We start from the raw sequence: 18,937 nt of genomic DNA, 5'->3' as shown, positions 1-18,937 counted from the left end.
AAAATTTAAAACGCCAAATTATAACGGAAAAAGCAGTATGCACCAATCATTTTAAAACCAATTGCGAAGGATTTATTTACTCAGGTTTTTTGCTGAATAATTAAATTGAATTTTCCCGAAGCAGAATCTGTGGATATCCATCACATTAAAAAATAAACGGAATTTTAAATGGCTTGAATATAGACGAATGTATCAGAAATAAAATAATCGAAAATCAGTATTTTCACTGAAGTTTTTAATGTACGGCGCCAGAAATCCTTTAACATAGAAGAGTTTTAAAATAGGCATATAAAAGGTCGAGTCATGCAACGAGTGGCAATCAATGGATTTGGGCGTATTGGACGGAATGTACTGCGCGCATGGTTTGAAAACCCGAAAGATTTTAATTTTGAAATCGTTGCCATTAACGATATTGCCGATGTTGAAACCCTGATCCATCTATTTAAATATGACTCGACCCATGGCCGTTTTCCGGGGCAGGTGGATCTCAGCTATGATGCTGAACATATCTATATGCATATCAGCTATCAAGATACTGCATTAAAAGTACAGGTTTTGTGTGAGTCGCATCCGGCTAAGTTGCCTTGGCAAAACTTGACGGTAGATGTAGTGCTTGAATGTACTGGGCTATTCCGTTCTCGTGAAGCCGCGACCCAGCATATTGGCGCAGGGGCGAAACGTGTGATTATCGGCGCAGCACCTTTTGATACGGTCGATGCCGCAATTGTCTATGGTGTCAATCATCATGAAGTCAAAGCATCGGACCAGATCATTTCCAGTGTTTCTTGTACTACGCAGGCTTTGGTGCCACTGGTCAAAATTATTGATGATGCATTTGGCATCAGTAGCGCCCTGATGACCGAAATCCATGCTGTTACGGCGGATCAGTCGGTACTGGATCATGCACATCGTGATTTGCGACGTGCACGTGCCTCGGGCCATAACATCATTCCGACCACTTCGAGCGCACTCGGTGCCTTAAAGCGTGTCATGCCAAAAATGGAAGATCGTATTGATGGTTATTCAATTCGGGTGCCAACCATTAATGTGGCCGCGATTGATTTGACGTTTGTCTCCCAGTCACCGATCACCGATCACAAGCTGAATGAAGTGCTGATCAAGGCTGCCCAGCAGGATTTTGCGGAAATCATGGCCGTGACGGATGAGCCATTGGTATCGAGTGATTTTAATCATTCCCCATATTCATTGATTGTGGATTTGACCCAGACTCTAGTCGTTGGGCATCAAGCCAAAGTCTTTGCCTGGTACGATAACGAGTGGGGCTATGCCAACCGTCTGCTGGATTTATGTGAATCATTTCATTAAGTTCGGGTTATCTAAACCTCAAAAGCACCGAGATACGGTGCTTTTTTCTTGCCTGTAAATATTCTGCAAGCCATGTTTTAAGAGAATTTGCCGGTAATTGATCGAAAATCAGGAATTGAGGCTGAATTATTTACGTTATCTGCAGCATTTTTCGTTAAGATAAAGACAATAAAATGAAATAAGAGCAAGCACATGATGGTGGTTTGGGGATTTATTATACTGCTGACTTTGGCGGTAATTTTTCTGATCTGGCTGCAGTTTAATCAGAGTGATGAGCCACGTAGCGTGGAAGGCGTGCCAGTCGAAGAAAAAATCGTGCATCTGGAAGAAAATTTAAAAAAGACCCTGGAAATCATGCAGGATCTAGCCAAAAAAATGCATGTGCAGCAGGAAGTGCTGGATCAGACCACAGCCAAACTTCAGCAGGTTGAATTGCAAAATGCCGAACTGGTCAGTTTGCTGACCAAAGTGGTTGATCCACAGAAATAAACAAAACCCCTTTAGAGATCATTTAAAGGGGTTTTTTTTGAGCATTAGACGATTAAAACTCTTAAAACTGCGGCAGAAACCATACTGATGGCGACGGTCGGTAATAATCCAAAACGTGTAGCGGCAAATAGCGTTAAAGCCAAGGCAATCAGGTCTGCAGGATTGTCGCGTACAAAATAGGGTGCAATCACTGAAATCAGCACGCAGCCGGGGACTACTTCCAGAATTTTACGCTGGCGCTGTGTCAGCGTTTTATTTTTTAATAAGACATAGCCCAAGATCCGGGTTAAATAGGTGGTCGCAGCAATCAGAATAATGGCCACCAAGGTGCTCATCTGGATCATGTTTGATCCTCTTGAATCAGAAAAAATGCCGAAGCTATTCCAGACAAGGCACCAATCGGCACATACCAGCCCGCAGGTAAATATAAATAAGCCAAAGCGGCACAAACTAAACTGACCAGCCATGGCCGGGCAGCCTCAAAACCTTTCCACATACTTCTCAGTAACACCAGAAATACAGCAGGAAAGGCCATATCGAAACCAAAACGGTTGATGTCGCCTAATACAGGTCCAAGCATGGCGCCGAGTGTGGTAAATCCGACCCACATCAAGTACAGGCAAAAACACAGGCCAGCATAATAAGGCAGGCTAAAAGCAGCACGATAACCCAGTTGCGCCTGTTTCCTTTGTGTATCAGCCAGACCGAGTGCCCAGCTTTCATCAACCATAAAAAACAGCGCCGGAAAAACTTTACGATTCGGGAGATACTTTAAATACGGTACCAAACTGGCGCCCATCAACAGATGTCGGCTATTTACCAGAAAGGTAATGAACATCAGCATGAGTAAATTTGGTGGACTGCCCCAGACCTCCAAAATGGCAAATTCAGAACCGCCGGCAAAGTTCAAACCTGTCAGTAATAGCACTTCGAGTAAGCTGAAATTCTTCTGTACCGCCGTCGCACCCAGCACCAGCGCAAAGGGGATAATTCCTAAAAGCATGGGAATAGAATCTTTCATGCCACGTTGAAATTCGCTGAAATCGGTAGGGACAACCACCGCTGCGGTGCTTTGTCTGAACAAAAGCATGGAAATGACCTGGGTGCTGCAAAACTAGACCATATTTTATGGCGATATTCAGGCTATTTGCTGTTGTAATGAAAGAGGTTTGAGTTTTATTTGAAATTAAATTGCGCTAAATTAAGTTTAAGAGGTTTTAAATGCCAAAGCATAGATATGGATCAAATAGATAAACGCATTTTGCATGAGCTGCAAAAGAATGGAAAACTGCAAAATAATGAACTGGCTCAATTAATTGGCTTGTCACCGTCACCCTGTTTAAGACGGGTAAAACAGCTGGAAGATAATGGCGTGATTGAGCAATATGTCGCACTGCTGAATCCACAAAAGGTCAATTTGGCGATGAGCGTGTTTGCACGCGTCTGGCTCAAGTCTCAAGAAGCTGCTGTGGTCGATCAATTTGTCGAAGCGATCAAGGAAATGCCAGAAGTCGTCGAGTGCCAGTTAATGGCAGGCGATTGTGATTTCTTTTTAAGAATTGTGGTGGCTGATCTGGATGCCTATCGTAAATTTCAGATTCATCATTTAACCCAAATTCCCTGCATTCAAAGTGTAAAAACTGAAATTCCATTGCAAACGGTTAAAAGCACGACTGCATTGCCTTTGGTTTAATGCCGGATTTTGTCATGCTATTTGTTTTAAATGTGCATTAAAACGCTGATAGTTGACACAATTGTTGTTGATTTCATCAGGTAGCGAAAATTATAAAATTTGCGATGCACAGCCAAAACTATCGTGCTAGACTAGGAGAAATCGGGTGTGCTCCCGATTTTTTTATGCGGATTCGTTCCGCGCTGACAAGAATTTAGGTTTACAACATGCCCATTTCAGAGACATGGTTATTACCTGATGGTGTAGCTGATGTATTACCAGAACAAGCGCAAGTTATTGAAAGTCTGCGCCGTAAATCACTGGATTTCCTTGCATCTCGAGGTTATCAGCTGGTGTACACGCCATTCATTGAATACATCGAATCTCTATCTTCTCTCTCAGAATCGAATCAAGATTTAGACTTAGCCACTTTTAAAGTAATCGATCAGCTTTCTGGTCGTTTGCTTGGTGTGCGTGCCGATATGACACCACAAGTGGCTCGTATTGATGCGCATGTACATCCAGTGGAAGGTGTAGCACGTTACTGCTATGCAGGAACCGTTCTGCATACCAAGCCTCGCGGTTTTAACACTTCGCGTGCGCCACTACAGTTAGGTGCGGAGCTATTTGGTTCAGACAGCATCGATGCCGATGTAGAAATGGTCGACTTGATGATCAGTCTGATTCAGGAAACAGGTCTGGCAGATGGTATTCATCTGGACTTAGGTCATGTGGGTTTATTCCGCAGTCTGGTGGCTCAAGCCGGCTTAAACAAAGTCGCTGAACAGCAATTATCTGATTTATACCAGCGTAAGGCTTTGCCAGAATTAGAAGAATTCACGGCAGACCTGAAATTTGGTCAGGATTTCTATGCACTTGGACGCTATGCCAGCGACCTGGATGCATTACAAGCGCATTTAAGTGCTGAAGTGTTGGAAAATCCAGCATTTACGCAGGCTTTTAATGTCTTGCAAACCACCAAAGACGAAGTTCAAACCCGTTGGCCAAACTTGAGTATTGGTATTGATGTGGTTGAATTACGTTCATACCATTATCATACTGGCTTGATGTATGCAGTCTATGCACCGAACCGTGCAGCTGCACTGGCACAAGGTGGCCGTTATGATGGCATTGGTGAGCATTTTGGCCGCGCGCGTCCGGCAACCGGTTTCTCTTGTGACTTATATGCTTTAAGCGCAGGTCAGTTTGATGCGGTACAGGTCGTGGTTGCACCTAAAGGCACTGATGCAGAACTTCTGAATGCGATTCAGAACATTCGTGCACAAGGCTTAAGTGTAATTCAGTTACTGGGTAATGATGATTTAAACTCGATTCCATATGCAACGCACCAGCTGGTGAATGCGAATGGTGAGTGGACAATCAAAACGATTTAACTGCTTGGCTCAGTGTTCATGTCGCTGAGCGGGGCTTTCAACTTTAACAGCATGATGTAATGAGGCTATTATGGGCAAGAATGTTGTGGTACTTGGTACCCAATGGGGCGACGAAGGTAAAGGTAAAATCGTCGACCTGCTCACAGATCAAGCGGCAGCGGTAGTTCGTTATCAAGGCGGACATAACGCAGGTCACACTCTTGTGGTTGGTGGTAAGAAAACTGTCTTACACCTCATTCCATCAGGTATTTTACGTGAAAACGTATTGTGCTTAATTGGTAACGGTGTTGTTCTTTCTCCTGAAGCGCTCATCAAAGAGATGGACATTCTTGAAAAAGAAGGCGTTCCTGTTAAAGAACGTTTACGCATTTCTCCAAACTGTCCATTGATCCTTCCGAACCACATCGCACTTGATCAGGCGCGTGAGAAAAAACGTGGTAATGCGAAGATTGGTACGACAGGTCGTGGTATCGGTCCTGCATACGAAGACAAAGTAGCGCGTCGCGCAGTACGTGTTGCTGACCTGGTGCGTGGTGGTGAACATCTGACTGCTCAGTTAACTGAACTTCTGGACTACCATAACTTCCAGCTGACTGAATACTACGGTGTTGAAGCGGTTAAACTGGAAGACGTGCTGGCACTTTGCGACGAATGGCGTAAGGTTGTTGCGCCACTGGTTGTGGATGTGACCACGGAATTGCATAACTACCGTAAAAACGGTGACAATATCATGTTCGAAGGCGCGCAAGGTTCACTTCTTGACGTTGATCACGGTACATATCCGTATGTGACTTCTTCGAATACCACTGCTGGTGGCGTAAGCTCTGGTTCAGGTCTGGGTCCTTTGCACCTTGACTATGTACTGGGTATTACTAAAGCGTACACAACGCGTGTAGGTGCAGGTCCATTCCCAACTGAGTTGGTGTATGACGCTGCAAATGACACGGGTGATGCGATTGGTAAACACCTCGGTACGATTGGTAATGAATTTGGTGCCTCTACTGGCCGTCAACGTCGTTGTGGCTGGTTCGATGCTGAAATCCTACGCCGTTCAGTTGACGTAAACTCACTTTCTGGTATTTGCCTGACTAAACTTGACGTTCTTGACGGTTTAGAAGAAGTGAAAATCTGTGTGGGTTATGAAGCTGCAGATTCTGGTTGTGTCGGTTCTTCTGATGCGCTTGCATTCGAAACTTTAAAACCGATTTACGAAACTATGCCAGGCTGGTCTGAGTCAACTTTCGGTGCGAAATCACTGGATCAATTGCCAGAAGCTGCATTGAACTATGTAAAACGTCTTGAGCAATTGATTGAATGTCCAATCGACATCATTTCAACAGGTCCAGACCGTGAAGAAACGATTGTTCTTCGCCACCCGTTTGATGCTTAATCTTCATTTGATTAAAGCTTGAATGATAAAAACCCATTTCCGGATGGGTTTTTTTATATCCTGAATTTATGCAGCTATTTCAAGACTAAAGTTGCATCGGTAATGTAGCGTGATGTGCTTTAACATAGCGGTATATAAAGAAAGAAAAATGAGCTGCAGGATGCAAAAAAATATATCGGCGACCATGTTTTATTCATTGTTATTCGCGATGGGCGGGGCGCCAACAATTGCCATGATGATTATTCGTGCGCAAACCCAAAATCCCGAAGTGATTTATGCGGCGCTGATTGGTCTGAGTGTCATTATCGCCTGTGTATTAGTGCCTATTATTTTATTGCAAAATGCTTTTTTGTATTTCAAACGTAAAGACGAAGTGCTTGAACAGAAAATCAAACCGCTCAGTCAGGTTTACTTAGGCCTCAATATTATTTGTCTGATTTATTGGTTGGCGATACAGTATTTGGCTTAAAAATTACATAATTTATAAGAAGATGAATGAATTAAGCGTTTAGCTGCTGAACGCTTTCACTTATAATTTTTACAATGTAAATTGCCCTTAAGCCAAGGTGGAGTAAATTATAATGAAGAATAAACTTTTATTGAGTATGGCGGCTGCTACAGTCGTCACATTATCAGGTTGTACCACCATTGCCGATATGGCAGGGGCAGATACTGCGACCTTAAATGCATCTGCGAGCCAAAGCTATAATGCCATGGTCAATGATGCGAAGAACAAAGGTCAACTGGATACCAGTTCAGCGACCTATAAACGGATTAATAATGTATTTAACCGTTTGAAACCGGTTGCTAACCAGATGAATCAAACCGGTACGGCATTCCAGTGGCAATTGGCTGTGCTCAAATCTGACCAGGTTAACGCCTTTGTTGCGCCAGGTGGTAAGGTTGTATTCTATACGGGTATCGTGAATAAACTGAATCTGACCGATGCTGAAATTGCAGCGATTATGGGTCATGAAATGGTGCATGCTTTAGAAGAGCATTCTAAGCAGAAAATCGGTGCTCAGGCCCTGACTGATCTGGCCTTGGGTATTGGCTTAAATGCAGCAGGTGTGGGTCAAGGTGGTGCTGCAGCCGCACAATTGGGTAGTCAGATCGGGATTGGCTTGCCATACTCGCGTAATCTGGAAAGCCGTGCTGACCAAGGCGGTTTAATGCTGATGGCGCGCGCAGGTTATAACCCAAATGCAGCCATTACCTTGTGGGAAAAAATGAACAAACTCGGTGGCGGCAGTGGTGCAACCTTCCTCTCTACGCATCCATCGAATAGCCAGCGTATTGGGCAAATGCGTCAACAGTTACCAGCAGCTATGCAGATTTATAACCAAAACAAATAATCCAGTGATCATCCTCTGAAAGGAGATCTTGATCGGATTGAAAAGGCAGGGCAATGGCTCTGCTTTTTTTATAGCTAATTGGATGGTTAATATTCTGCGGGCTATTTTCAGGCAATAAAAAAGGCAAAGTCTGACTTTGCCTTTTTTCACTCAAGATCAGAAGATCTTAGTGCTGGTGACCGCCTACACCGTGTACGTGGCCGTGATCTAATTCTTCTTGAGAAGCTTCACGAACAGATACGATTTCAACTTCGAAAGTCAGGTCTTGACCAGCAAGTGGGAAGTTAGCATCAACAACAACATTGTCGCCTTCAACTGCTTTAACAGTTACGATTTGCACGCCGTCATCAGTTTGAGCTTGGAACTGCATACCTGCCTGAATGTTGTCTACGCCTTGGAACATTTGCGCAGGAACTTCTTGAACTAGGTCAGGGTTGTATTCGCCATAACCTTCAGCAGCAGGAACGTTTACAGTGAATTTTTCACCTACAGTTTTGCCTTCTAACGCATTTTCTAAACCTGGGATGATGTTACCTGCACCGTGCAAATAGGCAAGTGGTTCACCTTGAGATTGGTCGAGAGTTTCACCCTCTGCGTTAGTCAATGTGTAGTGGAAAGAAACCACGAGGTTATTTGCAATAGCAGTCATGTTAATTGATCCATTCAATTTTTTAAGGGTACATCATAAAGTGAAATTGCATTTTTGTAGACTAAAATTAGCAAAAAAACGCAATTTGACAATTTTGTTGACGATTTTTTCATTGATTGGGCCAAATTCTGGAATTTCAATGCAATTTCAGCTTTGGAGAAATTTTTCGTGTAACAAAATCTTTTGCGGTGAGAATGCCAGCATGCGCATAACCATGAATGGTCGCCTGATGAATTCGATATAAAGAAACATACATCGATTTGGCAACAAAGCCTTGCACATTAACCTGACCGAGCAACTCGCCGACGGCTTTATTCTGGCTTAAGGAAATCAGTGAACCTTTGTCAGAAAATTTAAACATCGGTAAATAACTTTCTTCATTGACACGTGCTTTCAAGGCATTGGCCAGGAAATTGGCCTGTTGGCTAGCCACTTGTGCGCGTGGACCCAAGACCGGTTCATCTGCAGCAGGCTGGCAGTGAGCACAATCACCAAAAGCAAAAATGTCTGGATCAGATTTGGTTTGCAGGGTGGAGAAGACTTTCAAGCGGTGAATATTGTCTTTTTCCATATCTTGCAGTTGTGCCAAGACTTCAGGTGCTTTGATACCTGCGGCCCAGACTTTAATCTCGGCATCCAGACTTGAGCCATCTGCAAAATAAATTTTGTCTTCATCTACCTTGGCCACACGATGACTGGTAAGGACTTCAATACCGAATTTTTCCAGCTGTTGCATGGTATGTTCAGCAACTTTCGGCGAGAGCGCAGTCAAAATACGATCCGCCGCTTCAATTAAGGTAATTTTGACTTTATTTGGATCGACCTTGTTTAAGCCATATTTAAAGAAATTGTGTTTGGCCTCCACCAACTCGGCAGCCAATTCTACTCCAGTCGCACCGGCGCCAATAATCGCGATATTCAGTTCACGGCTCGAAGCTTCATGTTGAGCATTCAAGTAGAGATGCAACAGATCCTGCTGAAAGATATCAGCTTGTGGACGGCTGTCGAGAAAATGACAGAACTGTTTGACGCCTTCGGTATTAAAGTCATTCGAGGTAGAACCCAAGGCCAGTACCAGGGTGTCATAGTCGATGCGCTGGTTCTTCTTGGCTTGGGCTTTTTTGGAGAAATATTCTGTTTCTACCACAATCTGTTTCGCTTCACGATCCAGACCGGTAAATGTCCCCAAGACAAATTCATAATGATGTGCGGCTGAATGGGCAAAATAATTAGTTTCTTCTTCATGTGGATTTAAGGTGCCTGCGGCAACTTCATGCAGCAGCGGTTTCCAGATATGCGTCAGTTTTTGATCGACTAAAACAATCTGCGCTTTGCCGCTTTTACCCAAGCTCTCACCCAGCTGAGTTGCCAGTTCCAGACCACCGGCACCACCACCCACAATCACGATTTTATGTGCTGTCATATATGATTAACCTGTTTATTTTTTTAATAAAAATAAGAGAAATAGAGAGAAAATATACTATGGCATGGGCCAGATCGCGTCTTGGTTAAAATTGTTATACACATTACAAAACGTAGCAATTCTGTGAGGGCAGGTAAGTGTTGCTGCTTTGAGAAAGCAATGGGAGGGTGAGATTAATAGGCGGGAAATCTGCTAGAAGATCAGCGAGTAGATCTTCTAGCTTAAAGGAAAATTACTTGAGATTTAGCGCTATTATCTATCTAAAGGATAAAGCTTTACGCTTGGCGTATTGTCTGAAAACAAACTAAATAAGCCTTGTAGCCAGCTAAAGAATTTCTGAAACAGATTGGCTTCTTCAATTTCGACATGATCTTCAATTTGAATAGTGCGAATCAACTGATTATTCTGATAAACCTGAATGGTGGCCAAAGGCATCATGGTGGCCAAAGGCGCAATAAGTTCAGAAGCCTTCACTTCAACATTGATATGAGTCTGAGTTTCCTGAAGTGGCTCGATACTTTTTAAAACGCCATCACCAGTATTCAGCATGACACGCTGATGCGCCTGGTCAAACTGATTCAGGTCAATACTGTAGCCCTGATCATATAAAGAAGTGGTAATGATCTGCGGTTGTTTGGTTTGTACCTTAAACATTTTTAAGGTGGATTTGATCACAGGCAATTCAGCCAGTAGCTGTTGATCTTTGATCGCTACCTCATTGCGGGTATAGGTATAAGCCAGATTCATCAGCTTATGTGATACTTCAGCGCGTTTTGCTGCACTTTTAGTACCCAGCACCACCACAATCAGACGGCGATTTGGCATTTCAAAATCTGTGGTGACGCGATTGGCTGTCAGCGCCAGATTATAGCCCGCTGCACGGGTAAAACCGGTTTTTAAACCATCTACTGTAGGATCGACCTGAAGCACACGGTTGGTCGCACGATGAAAATACTGATTGTAGGTAAAGCTTGGCTGCTTGGAATAATACAGATAATCCGGAGTTTCATTCACCACCGCCATAGACAGTCTGGCTAAATCGGCGGCAGTCGAATAATGCTCAGGCATGGTAATACCGGCCGGATTCTGGAAATTGGTATGTTGCATGCCCAGTGCTTTGGCTTCCTGATTCATACGTTCAACAAACTGCGGAATACCACCCGAAATTTTCTCAGCCAGCGTCACCGCGGCATCATTGGCAGACATGATAATTAAGCCCGCCAGAAGCTGATCGACTGAAATCAGATCACCTTCTTTCAGGTACATCTGTGACTCATCCCACATCACGGTTTTAACCACAGAGGTCGCGGTTAACACTTCATTTTTATTTAATTTTCCGGCCTCAATTTCCTTTAAGGCAATATAAGCCACCATCATTTTGGTCAGCGAAGCCGGAGCACGCTGAACGTCGGCATTGTGCTCTGCAATGACTTGACCAGACTGTGAATCCAGAATGGTCCAGGCTTCAGCTTCAACGCTTTCAGGCACAATATTGAGTAGGGCAGCATGTGAAAATGCGGAAATAAATAAACTGAAAACCGCAATCAGTGAGATGATGTATTTCAATGGTGTTCCTTGATAACCCGCTGGGTGTTGAACGATTTAATTTTCACGCATGCTATGCCTTTTTTATACAGATAGCTAGTCGTAAATGTAGACAAATAAGACAGCTAAACCATACTGGCTTAAAAAATGCTAAGCTAAGCTATATCTCATTTATTTTAATTTTATATCGTTCATTATGTTGCATTATCAAATTGAATTTGACGATTATCGTCAGCATCTTATTCACGTGACTGTTCGTTTTCTTGCGGACCCGACACAAGTCCTGTCATTGCCGACTTGGATTCCGGGCAGCTATCTGATTCGAGAGTTTTCCAAGCACATTGAAGCGGTCAAAGCCTATGATGAAGATGGGCGCCAGTTACAGATCCAGAAATTTGAAAAAAATAAATGGCGTTTATTCAATACTGATCATGAACTGATTACAGTTGAATATGATGTCTATGCCTATGACCTGTCCGTTCGTGGTGCATATGTGGATCAAAATCGTCTCTACGTGAACCCGGCTTGTGCATGTCTGGGGCTGGAAGGTCAGGAAAATAAAGAAATTGAACTGGAAATCTTCCTGCCAGATGAATTGAAGCATTTTCAATTGGCAACAGGAATGCAGGCTAAAAGTCTGGTCAAAGGCCGTTTCACCCTGAAAGCTAAAAACTATGCCGAACTGATTGATGCGCCATTTGAGCTGGCAGAACAAACCCGTTTCAGTTTTGAAGCAAATGGTATTCCACATGAGTTTGTGGTGTCAGGCAAACACGCGATGAATGCGGCGCGTATGCAGCAGGACATTGAAAAAATCTGTGCTACAGAAATTTCAATGTTTGGTTCGGCGCCGTTTACAGACTATACCTTTATGACCATGGCAACTGGCAATAGCTATGGCGGTCTGGAGCATCCAAATTCTACCAGCCTGATTTCACCACGTGATGACTTGCCGAAAGCCAATGAGCCAGAAGAGCCATCTAAAGATTATCAGCGTTTCTTGGGCTTATGTAGCCATGAATATTTCCATTCATGGTTGGTGAAATTCATTCGCCCTGAAAACTTCGTCAATTATGATTTAAACAGAGAAGGCTATACTTCTTTGTTGTGGATCTTTGAAGGTTTCACCTCGTATTATGACGATTTGATCTTGCTACGCAGCGGCGTGATTAATCAGGAATCATATATTACTTTGTTAAAAGCACAGATTGACCGCTATTTGCAAAATCCGGGACGTGCGATTCAGTCAGTCTCTGAATCCAGTTTTGATGCCTGGGTGAAATTCTATCGTCAGGATGAAAACTCGAATAATGCGGGTACCAGCTATTATAACAAAGGCTGTTTAGTTGCATTGTGCCTGGATTTGGGTCTGCGTTTACGTGGTTCAAGTCTGGATGCCCTGATGCGTCGTTTGTATGAAAACGCTCAGAAGGGTGTTCAGGTACATGAACGGACAATCTTTGAATTATGCAAAGAGCTGACAGGAGATGATTGGTCAGAACAGATTAATCACTTGATCAATACCACAGATGAATTGCCGCTGGATCAACTCTTCCCTGAATTTGGTATGGCTTATAGCCTGAAAAATGACAAGTCTTTGCCATTCGGTTTAAAACTGGTAGATAAGCCGGAAGGTGTTCTAGTTCAATCTGCGCGTCGTGATGGGGTTGCTGTACTCGCTGGCCTTTCTGCCAATGATGTCATTATTGCAATTGATGGCTTAAAAGCAACGACCAAACTCATTGAAAGCTATGCAAAACAGCAAGGTACTTTTACAGTGTATGCATTCCGTCGTGATGAGCTGATGAGTTTTGAAGTTCAAGCCGCGGGTTCTGAACTGACCGAAGTTGAACTGAAAGTTGAAGATCAGGCCAAAGCTGAAAAGTGGCTTAAAGCTTAATTCAATTTCAAACTTTAAAACCGATGCTTAGGCATCGGTTTTTTTATTGACTAAATATCAACATGATATTTATTTAATGAGCAGTCAGGAAATTCCATTGAATTTAGCTTGCGATTTAATGATGCTGATTCCTCATTTGAATATCATAAAATGCTAGTACGACCATTATTGGCTTTGCGTTCTGCTATAGCAGTCAATGTATCGCAAAGACATCTTGGTCCTGATTAAACATCCGGTTAACTTGCTGATCCAATACAAATCTCCTTTTTTGAATACATTTTATTTTTTAGATCACTAAATATGAATCGTAAATGGCATTTCAATAAAAGAATAACAAGAAAAAAAAGGAAGGCCCAAAGAGGGTGGGCCTTAAGTGGGAGAGCTTAGTTGCCGCGATAGGTTGAATAACCATAGGGGCTTAATAGCAGCGGGATATGATAGTGATTGACTGAGCCATCTACTTCAAAAATCACCGGTACTTCCGGGAAAAAGCTGTTTTGCTTTTGGGTTTTAAACCAGTCACCAGTTTTAAAAGTCACTTTGTAGGTTCCTTTATCAAAGGTTTTATTCTCTGGGTACAGTGCTGTGATACGACCCTGAGGATTGGTCCTTGCTTGTGAAAGCTGTACCCATTTGCCATTTTTCTGTGTTTCCAGCGTCACTTCTACATTTGGAGAAGGCAAGCCATTTTCCAGATTCAGCACGTGTACACTCAGCGGATTCTGGGCAAAAGAAAGAGTTGCTGCAGTAGTGGCAAGAGTCGCGATTAAGATTTTTTTCATGTTGTGTTCCTCGTTGGAATGACGGAATAATGTTTAATCAAAGGAATAAAAAATTACTAATTAAAAGATATCAAAGCTGCTTTAAGGTGGTTTGAATGCCGCTATTGGCACATTGATGATCCTGTACTGAACCGCCCGCACCTGCGACGCCTACTGCGCCTACAATCTGGTTTTGGTAAATGACAGGGACACCACCACCCAGTAATAGCAATTCAGGCAAGCTATTCAGATTCTGTGCATCCGGATTTTTCTGGGCATTGCGCATAAAATCCAATGTGCTGGTTTTAGTTGAATACGCGGTGAAAGCTTTCCGTTCCGCTGCAATCAGGTTGTGAATGCCGACAGATTCATGGCGCTGGCTGGCCAGCAGGTTGCCACCTTGATCCAGAATAACGACTGCCGCCGGCTTAGCCTGTTTCTGGCAAGCAAGCATGACGTTGCTGGCCATGAGCTTTGCCACTTCTAGCGACATGACTGGCGCCGTTTTAAATTCTGCATGCGCCAGTGAGCTGAGTAGTAATACGCTGCTGAGCAAGGCCATGCTTGTGTTGGCGATTGAAATTTTCATGGTTATCTTTCATGCAATTGGCTACTGGGGCTATCTTAGAAAAAAATCCGCCAGTACAGCATGACAATCAGATTACCAATTTGTAATCTAGAACTAGCTAAAAACAGCTAAACTACTGACATGCATATTTTAATTGTAGAAGATGAAGTCAAGATTGCTGAATATCTGGCAAAAGGACTGAATGAGTCAGGTTATAGTACGACCATCGCAGAAAATGGCGTGCGAGCATTATCGTGTTTGCAGCAACAGTCTTTTGATCTGGTGCTGCTTGATGTGATGCTGCCGGACCTGGACGGCTGGCAGGTATTACATACCCTGCGAACTTTTAGCCAGATTCCGGTATTAATGCTCACTGCACGTGATCATGTGCTAGATCGGGTGAAAGGACTGGAGCTTGGTGCTGATGATTATCTGACCAAGCCTTTTTCCTATATTGAATTACTGGCCCGAATTAAAAGTCTGTTGCGCCGTGTGCCGCGTCTGGAGCAGGAGGCCTATCAGGTTTCAGATCTGGTATTGAACCGCTTAAAGCATGAGGTTTACCGTAATGGGCAAAAGATCGACTTGAGCCAGAAAGAATTTGCGCTGTTGCAATTGTTAATGGAACATCAGGGCCAGGTGATGACCCGGAGCCAGATTGCGTCAATGGTCTGGAATATCAATTTTAATACTGATACTAATGTGGTCGATGTGGCTATTCGCAGGCTGCGTAGCAAAATTGATGATCATTACACGCCAAAACTGATCCATACCGTACGTGGCATGGGTTATAAGCTAGATGAATATCCATGAAAAACCCTGTGTTATTGCCGTTGGCAACACGATTGAGTATTGCATTTGCACTGGTGTCTTGCGTGGTGTTTCTGAGTGTGGCGTTGCTGTCTTATCAAAATATGCAACAGATGATTCAGACCCAGCAGGATCAGGCGCTGGCTGCGCGTATTTCCCGGATTGAGATTTTTCTTGAAGATGCCCAGAGTTTCAAACTTCTGGTCCAGCATCCCAAATTATATGAAAATATGCTGGGACAGGAAGATAATTTACTGCTGCTGCAGCATCAGAATAGTCGTCTGATCGAAATCAATCCTTTGCAGGTTCATATTCCGGCATTGCATTATTCTTCCAAATTACAGTTTCAGAATAATCAGGCTGAACATCCTTCAACACGTCTGGCTTTTAAACAGGTGCAGTTTGATGGTCGCAGCTACCAGCTGGTAGCGGGTAAACAGTTGGCAGAAGGACAAAGGGCACTGGCAACCTATTTATCAAAACTGGTGCTCTATAGTCTGCTTGGTATATTGCTCTCGACCTTTATGGCCTGGCTGGCTGGACGCTATATTCTCAAGTCAATGCGTCAGCTGATGCTGGCGACAGCACAGGTCAATATTCAGCAGCCCAATCAGCACATTGATGTTCAGAGTAATACGCTTGAGGTGCAAGAGCTGAGTCAGGCCATGAACGATATGCTCGGTAATATTCAGTCTGCATATCAGCAGTTGGCACGTTTTTCTGAGGACATTTCGCACGAACTTCGCACGCCATTAAACAATCTAATCGGGCAGACACAGATTCTGTTATCGCGGCCGCGCGAGCCTGCTGAACTGGAAAATCTGCTCTATTCCAACCTGGAAGAATATGAACGCCTAAGCCAGATGATTGAAAGCATGCTGTTTATCGCGCGGGTAGAGCATGGTGGATTTACGGTTGAAAAACAGCATTTCAATCTGAATGAGATGCTGCAAGAATTACTTGAGTACTTCAGTTTTCTGGCCGAAGAAAAGCAGATGCATTTAAAAATTAATGTTCCAGCAGATTTAAGTCTAACTGCCAGCACCGCATTATTACAGCGCGCTGTTGCCAATCTGATCAGCAATGCCATTACTTATGGTCAGCCAGGGAGTGAGATTAGTGTGTCGGCACAGCGACTGAATCATCGCATCAAAATATCGGTGCTGACGCCAGAGGTATGGGTTGCAGATGAGCATCATCCGCATTTATTTGACCGGTTTTATCAGATAGATGACAGCCGACATGAAAAAGCCCAGACGGGTGGTCTGGGCCTTGCCATTGTGCAGTCGATTATGCAGCTCCATCAGGGGGGAACAACTGTAGAAAATACGCCGTCTGGCGTGATGTTTAGCCTGTCACTACCTGATGAATAGGCTGGGCTTTAACCACGACCCCGGCCGCGACCACGTGGTGCCTTGGTATTTGGACGAGTAGTACCATTGGTGCGACGTTTCGGCTTTTCACTTTCATCCATTTGCCAGATACGCTTGGTTCCAGACTTCTTCACAGAACCATCTTTATTTTTACGAACCATTGGCTTACCGCCCGTACCACCCGGCTTTTTCACATAAGAACGTGAACGGTATGGTTCTTCCGCAGGAACATTCTGGAAGTCCGGATAAAGTAAGGGTTCAATTTCTCTGGTCTCACCCGGTTGCAATCCCATGCGAACCAAATCAATCTCACCAATTTTGGTACGGATCAAACGCAGTGTAGGGAAGCCGACAGCAGATGTCATACGACGAACTTGACGGTTACGACCTTCACAGATCGAAATCTCAACCCAAGATGTTGGAACAGAGGCACGGAAACGTACAGGAGGATTACGCTCCCATAACCATTCAGGTTCAGATACTTTTTCAGCACGTGCAGGAAGCGTTATGCCATCTTTCAGTTCAACGCCTTTACGAAGCTGCTCAAGAGCTTCTTCAGTGACATCACCTTCCACTTGCACCATATAAGTTTTAAACTTTTTATTGGCAGGATTGGTGATATATTGGTTGAGACCACCGTGATCGGTGAGGAAAACCAGACCTTCTGAGTCCATGTCCAAACGGCCAGCAAGACGTAAATCTTTGTCGTTGACAAAATCAGCCATGGTTGGGTGCTTTTCATCCGCACGGAATTGGGAGAGGACGTCATAAGGTTTGTTTAGAATGACGATTTTCATAGGAAATAACTTCTATAATTACATTAATTTAAAAAATGTAGAGGTTTATTTAAAAGGGAAACTTAGTTATTTCCCGTATAAATCTCAAAAACAACAAATCTGGATTAGAATATTATGCGTTAAGAACAGTTGAAAGTATTGCCTAATTGGCAATTATTTTAGATTTGTCAGCGGCATCCGGGAGAATACTAATAATGGGATATCAAAAAATCGTAGTACCTGTGGATGGTACCAAAATTACCGTTAATGCAGACCTGTCACTCAACGTACCAAATAATCCAATTATCCCATTTATCGAAGGGGATGGAATTGGTGCAGATATTACACCAACAATGCGAACTGTGGTAGATGCTGCTGTGCAAAAAGCATACGCTGGAAAGCGTTCCATCGAATGGATGGAAGTCTACTGCGGTGAAAAAGCTGAGAAAATTTACGGCACCTACATGCCTGAAGAAACCTTGGAAGCGCTTCGTGATTATGTAATATCAATCAAAGGTCCACTGACCACACCAGTTGGTGGCGGTATTCGTTCCCTGAATGTAGCCTTACGTCAGGAACTGGATTTATATGTCTGTGTACGTCCGGTACGCTGGTTTGAAGGGGTGCCTTCACCGGTGCATAATCCGGAACTAACCGATATGGTGATCTTCCGTGAGAATTCAGAAGATATTTATGCCGGTATTGAATGGAAAGCAGATTCTCAGGAAGCGAAAAAGGTTATCAAGTTTTTGAAAGAAGAAATGGGTGTAACCAACATCCGCTTTGAAGACAATTGTGGGATCGGGATCAAACCTGTCTCCAAAGAAGGTAGCCAGCGTCTGGTGCGTAAAGCGATTCAGTTCGCCATTGAAAATGACAAGCCGAGTGTGACCTTGGTGCACAAAGGCAATATCATGAAATACACCGAAGGAGCATTTAAAGAGTGGGGCTATGAGGTCGCATTGGAACGTTTCGGCGGTGAGCTTTTAGATGGTGGTCCGTGGGTTAAAATCAAAAATCCAAGAACAGGCAAAGACATTATTATTAAAGATGTTATTGCAGATGCCTTCTTGCAGCAAATCCTGATGCGCCCGGCGGATTATTCTGTGATTGCGACACTCAACTTAAATGGTGACTATATTTCTGATGCGCTGGCTGCGGAGGTTGGTGGGATTGGAATTGCACCGGGTGCCAATATTGGCGGTTCGATTGCAGTCTATGAAGCAACCCACGGCACAGCGCCTAAATATGCCGGGCAGGATAAAGTGAATCCAGGTTCGATTATTCTGTCAGCAGAAATGATGCTGCGTGATATGGGATGGACAGAAGCTGCCGACCTGATCATCAAGGGGATTTCGGGTGCGATTGCGGCAAAAACGGTGACCTATGATTTCGAGCGTTTGATGCCAGGTGCGACCTTGCTACGTTGTTCTGAGTTTGGTGAAGCGATCATTGCTAATATGGATGCCTAAAATTGCGATGCAATTTATGAGCTAAAGCCCGCAA

19 protein-coding genes are annotated in these 18,937 nt (G+C 43.7%); 11 read left to right on the top strand and 8 right to left on the bottom strand.

The window, feature by feature from the left end; genetic code table 11:
* The first annotated feature begins 303 nt into the window (after positions 1–303).
* Positions 304–1,326, top strand: a complete 1,023-nt coding sequence (locus NI465_RS14035; protein ID WP_004645557.1) for a type I glyceraldehyde-3-phosphate dehydrogenase — start codon at positions 304–306, stop codon at positions 1,324–1,326.
* Positions 1,327–1,518: 192 nt separating this feature from the next.
* A complete protein-coding gene (locus NI465_RS14030; RefSeq protein ID WP_004278968.1) occupies positions 1,519–1,815 on the top strand; it encodes a hypothetical protein in 297 nt (98 codons plus the stop codon).
* Between the two features lie 44 nt (positions 1,816–1,859).
* Here NI465_RS14030 and NI465_RS14025 read toward each other — a convergent pair whose 3' ends face one another.
* Entirely contained in the window at positions 1,860–2,159 is a 300-nt protein-coding gene (locus tag NI465_RS14025) for an AzlD family protein (protein ID WP_184413309.1), read from the bottom strand.
* Positions 2,156–2,905, bottom strand: a complete 750-nt coding sequence (locus tag NI465_RS14020; protein ID WP_253145740.1) for an AzlC family ABC transporter permease — start codon at positions 2,903–2,905, stop codon at positions 2,156–2,158. The genes NI465_RS14025 and NI465_RS14020 overlap by 4 nt, the downstream gene beginning before the upstream one ends.
* Before the next feature lie 147 nt (positions 2,906–3,052).
* On the opposite strand from NI465_RS14020, the gene NI465_RS14015 reads away from it, so the two are divergent.
* From NI465_RS14015 to NI465_RS13995, 5 genes are all read left to right on the top strand, one after another.
* A complete protein-coding gene (locus NI465_RS14015; RefSeq protein WP_253145738.1) occupies positions 3,053–3,508 on the top strand; it encodes an Lrp/AsnC family transcriptional regulator in 456 nt (151 codons plus the stop codon).
* A 206-nt stretch (positions 3,509–3,714) separates the two neighbouring features.
* A complete protein-coding gene (locus tag NI465_RS14010) occupies positions 3,715–4,881 on the top strand; it encodes an ATP phosphoribosyltransferase regulatory subunit (RefSeq protein ID WP_253145737.1) in 1,167 nt (388 codons plus the stop codon).
* 70 nt (positions 4,882–4,951) lie between these two features.
* A complete protein-coding gene (locus NI465_RS14005; protein ID WP_004278963.1) occupies positions 4,952–6,271 on the top strand; it encodes an adenylosuccinate synthase in 1,320 nt (439 codons plus the stop codon).
* 160 nt (positions 6,272–6,431) lie between these two features.
* A complete protein-coding gene (locus NI465_RS14000; RefSeq protein ID WP_044113013.1) occupies positions 6,432–6,740 on the top strand; it encodes a hypothetical protein in 309 nt (102 codons plus the stop codon).
* A 112-nt stretch (positions 6,741–6,852) separates the two neighbouring features.
* A complete protein-coding gene (locus NI465_RS13995; protein ID WP_004278961.1) occupies positions 6,853–7,626 on the top strand; it encodes a M48 family metallopeptidase in 774 nt (257 codons plus the stop codon).
* 166 nt (positions 7,627–7,792) lie between these two features.
* On the opposite strand, the gene slyD is transcribed toward NI465_RS13995, so the two are convergent.
* The 3 genes from slyD to NI465_RS13980 form a co-directional block, all read right to left on the bottom strand.
* Complete coding sequence (gene slyD, locus NI465_RS13990; RefSeq protein WP_004278960.1) at positions 7,793–8,275, bottom strand: peptidylprolyl isomerase; 483 nt, start codon at positions 8,273–8,275, stop codon at positions 7,793–7,795.
* Between the two features lie 136 nt (positions 8,276–8,411).
* Positions 8,412–9,698, bottom strand: a complete 1,287-nt coding sequence (locus NI465_RS13985) for an NAD(P)/FAD-dependent oxidoreductase (RefSeq protein ID WP_004645547.1) — start codon at positions 9,696–9,698, stop codon at positions 8,412–8,414.
* Positions 9,699–9,950: 252 nt separating this feature from the next.
* Positions 9,951–11,264, bottom strand: a complete 1,314-nt coding sequence (locus tag NI465_RS13980) for a D-alanyl-D-alanine carboxypeptidase PBP6B (RefSeq protein ID WP_253145735.1) — start codon at positions 11,262–11,264, stop codon at positions 9,951–9,953.
* A 175-nt stretch (positions 11,265–11,439) separates the two neighbouring features.
* Here NI465_RS13980 and NI465_RS13975 point away from each other — a divergent pair, with 175 nt between their 5' ends.
* Positions 11,440–13,143, top strand: coding sequence for a M61 family metallopeptidase (locus NI465_RS13975; RefSeq protein ID WP_253145733.1), 1,704 nt, complete (start codon positions 11,440–11,442; stop codon positions 13,141–13,143).
* Positions 13,144–13,526: 383 nt separating this feature from the next.
* On the opposite strand, the gene uraH is transcribed toward NI465_RS13975, so the two are convergent.
* Both uraH and NI465_RS13965 read right to left on the bottom strand, forming a co-directional pair.
* The gene (uraH, locus tag NI465_RS13970; protein WP_064096644.1) at positions 13,527–13,925 is read right to left on the bottom strand and encodes a hydroxyisourate hydrolase; all 399 of its coding nucleotides are present in this window, start codon (positions 13,923–13,925) and stop codon (positions 13,527–13,529) included.
* 70 nt (positions 13,926–13,995) lie between these two features.
* Positions 13,996–14,493 carry a GlcG/HbpS family heme-binding protein gene (locus NI465_RS13965; RefSeq protein ID WP_114541879.1) on the bottom strand — a complete coding sequence of 166 codons (498 nt, stop codon included), beginning with the start codon at positions 14,491–14,493 and terminating at the stop codon, positions 13,996–13,998.
* Between the two features lie 120 nt (positions 14,494–14,613).
* On the opposite strand from NI465_RS13965, the gene NI465_RS13960 reads away from it, so the two are divergent.
* Together NI465_RS13960 and NI465_RS13955 are read left to right on the top strand one after the other, a co-directional pair.
* Complete coding sequence (locus NI465_RS13960; RefSeq protein WP_114541880.1) at positions 14,614–15,285, top strand: heavy metal response regulator transcription factor; 672 nt, start codon at positions 14,614–14,616, stop codon at positions 15,283–15,285.
* On the top strand, positions 15,282–16,655 hold the full coding sequence (locus tag NI465_RS13955; protein ID WP_114541881.1) for a heavy metal sensor histidine kinase: 1,374 nt from the start codon (positions 15,282–15,284) through the stop codon (positions 16,653–16,655). The genes NI465_RS13960 and NI465_RS13955 overlap by 4 nt, the downstream gene beginning before the upstream one ends.
* A gap of 8 nt (positions 16,656–16,663) precedes the next feature.
* Here the strand turns inward: NI465_RS13955 and NI465_RS13950 are convergent, their stop codons facing one another.
* Positions 16,664–17,452 carry an rRNA large subunit pseudouridine synthase E gene (locus NI465_RS13950; RefSeq protein WP_253145732.1) on the bottom strand — a complete coding sequence of 263 codons (789 nt, stop codon included), beginning with the start codon at positions 17,450–17,452 and terminating at the stop codon, positions 16,664–16,666.
* 194 nt (positions 17,453–17,646) lie between these two features.
* Here NI465_RS13950 and icd point away from each other — a divergent pair, with 194 nt between their 5' ends.
* Complete coding sequence (icd, locus tag NI465_RS13945) at positions 17,647–18,903, top strand: NADP-dependent isocitrate dehydrogenase (protein WP_005106517.1); 1,257 nt, start codon at positions 17,647–17,649, stop codon at positions 18,901–18,903.
* Positions 18,904–18,937: the final 34 nt, after the last annotated feature.

It is taken from the genome of Acinetobacter lwoffii (assembly GCF_024129855.1).
Lineage (GTDB): Bacteria > Pseudomonadota > Gammaproteobacteria > Pseudomonadales > Moraxellaceae > Acinetobacter > Acinetobacter lwoffii_L.
This window is presented reverse-complemented; position numbering and strand designations above follow the sequence as displayed.

What these genes read in the sequence shown, in the direction of transcription:
- NI465_RS13960 (WP_114541880.1), top strand. Translation starts at nt 14,614, where the DNA reads ATGCATATTTTAATTGTAGAAGATGAAGTCAAGATTGCTGAATATCTG.
- NI465_RS13985 (WP_004645547.1), bottom strand. Translation starts at nt 9,698, where the DNA reads ATGACAGCACATAAAATCGTGATTGTGGGTGGTGGTGCCGGTGGTCTG.
- slyD (WP_004278960.1), bottom strand. Translation starts at nt 8,275, where the DNA reads ATGACTGCTATTGCAAATAACCTCGTGGTTTCTTTCCACTACACATTG.
- uraH (WP_064096644.1), bottom strand. Translation starts at nt 13,925, where the DNA reads ATGAAAAAAATCTTAATCGCGACTCTTGCCACTACTGCAGCAACTCTT.
- NI465_RS13975 (WP_253145733.1), top strand. Translation starts at nt 11,440, where the DNA reads ATGTTGCATTATCAAATTGAATTTGACGATTATCGTCAGCATCTTATT.
- NI465_RS13995 (WP_004278961.1), top strand. Translation starts at nt 6,853, where the DNA reads ATGAAGAATAAACTTTTATTGAGTATGGCGGCTGCTACAGTCGTCACA.
- NI465_RS14025 (WP_184413309.1), bottom strand. Translation starts at nt 2,159, where the DNA reads ATGATCCAGATGAGCACCTTGGTGGCCATTATTCTGATTGCTGCGACC.
- NI465_RS13955 (WP_114541881.1), top strand. Translation starts at nt 15,282, where the DNA reads ATGAAAAACCCTGTGTTATTGCCGTTGGCAACACGATTGAGTATTGCA.
- NI465_RS14005 (WP_004278963.1), top strand. Translation starts at nt 4,952, where the DNA reads ATGGGCAAGAATGTTGTGGTACTTGGTACCCAATGGGGCGACGAAGGT.
- NI465_RS14000 (WP_044113013.1), top strand. Translation starts at nt 6,432, where the DNA reads ATGCAAAAAAATATATCGGCGACCATGTTTTATTCATTGTTATTCGCG.
- NI465_RS14015 (WP_253145738.1), top strand. Translation starts at nt 3,053, where the DNA reads ATGGATCAAATAGATAAACGCATTTTGCATGAGCTGCAAAAGAATGGA.
- NI465_RS13950 (WP_253145732.1), bottom strand. Translation starts at nt 17,452, where the DNA reads ATGAAAATCGTCATTCTAAACAAACCTTATGACGTCCTCTCCCAATTC.
- icd (WP_005106517.1), top strand. Translation starts at nt 17,647, where the DNA reads ATGGGATATCAAAAAATCGTAGTACCTGTGGATGGTACCAAAATTACC.
- NI465_RS14010 (WP_253145737.1), top strand. Translation starts at nt 3,715, where the DNA reads ATGCCCATTTCAGAGACATGGTTATTACCTGATGGTGTAGCTGATGTA.
- NI465_RS14020 (WP_253145740.1), bottom strand. Translation starts at nt 2,905, where the DNA reads ATGCTTTTGTTCAGACAAAGCACCGCAGCGGTGGTTGTCCCTACCGAT.
- NI465_RS14035 (WP_004645557.1), top strand. Translation starts at nt 304, where the DNA reads ATGCAACGAGTGGCAATCAATGGATTTGGGCGTATTGGACGGAATGTA.
- NI465_RS14030 (WP_004278968.1), top strand. Translation starts at nt 1,519, where the DNA reads ATGATGGTGGTTTGGGGATTTATTATACTGCTGACTTTGGCGGTAATT.
- NI465_RS13965 (WP_114541879.1), bottom strand. Translation starts at nt 14,493, where the DNA reads ATGAAAATTTCAATCGCCAACACAAGCATGGCCTTGCTCAGCAGCGTA.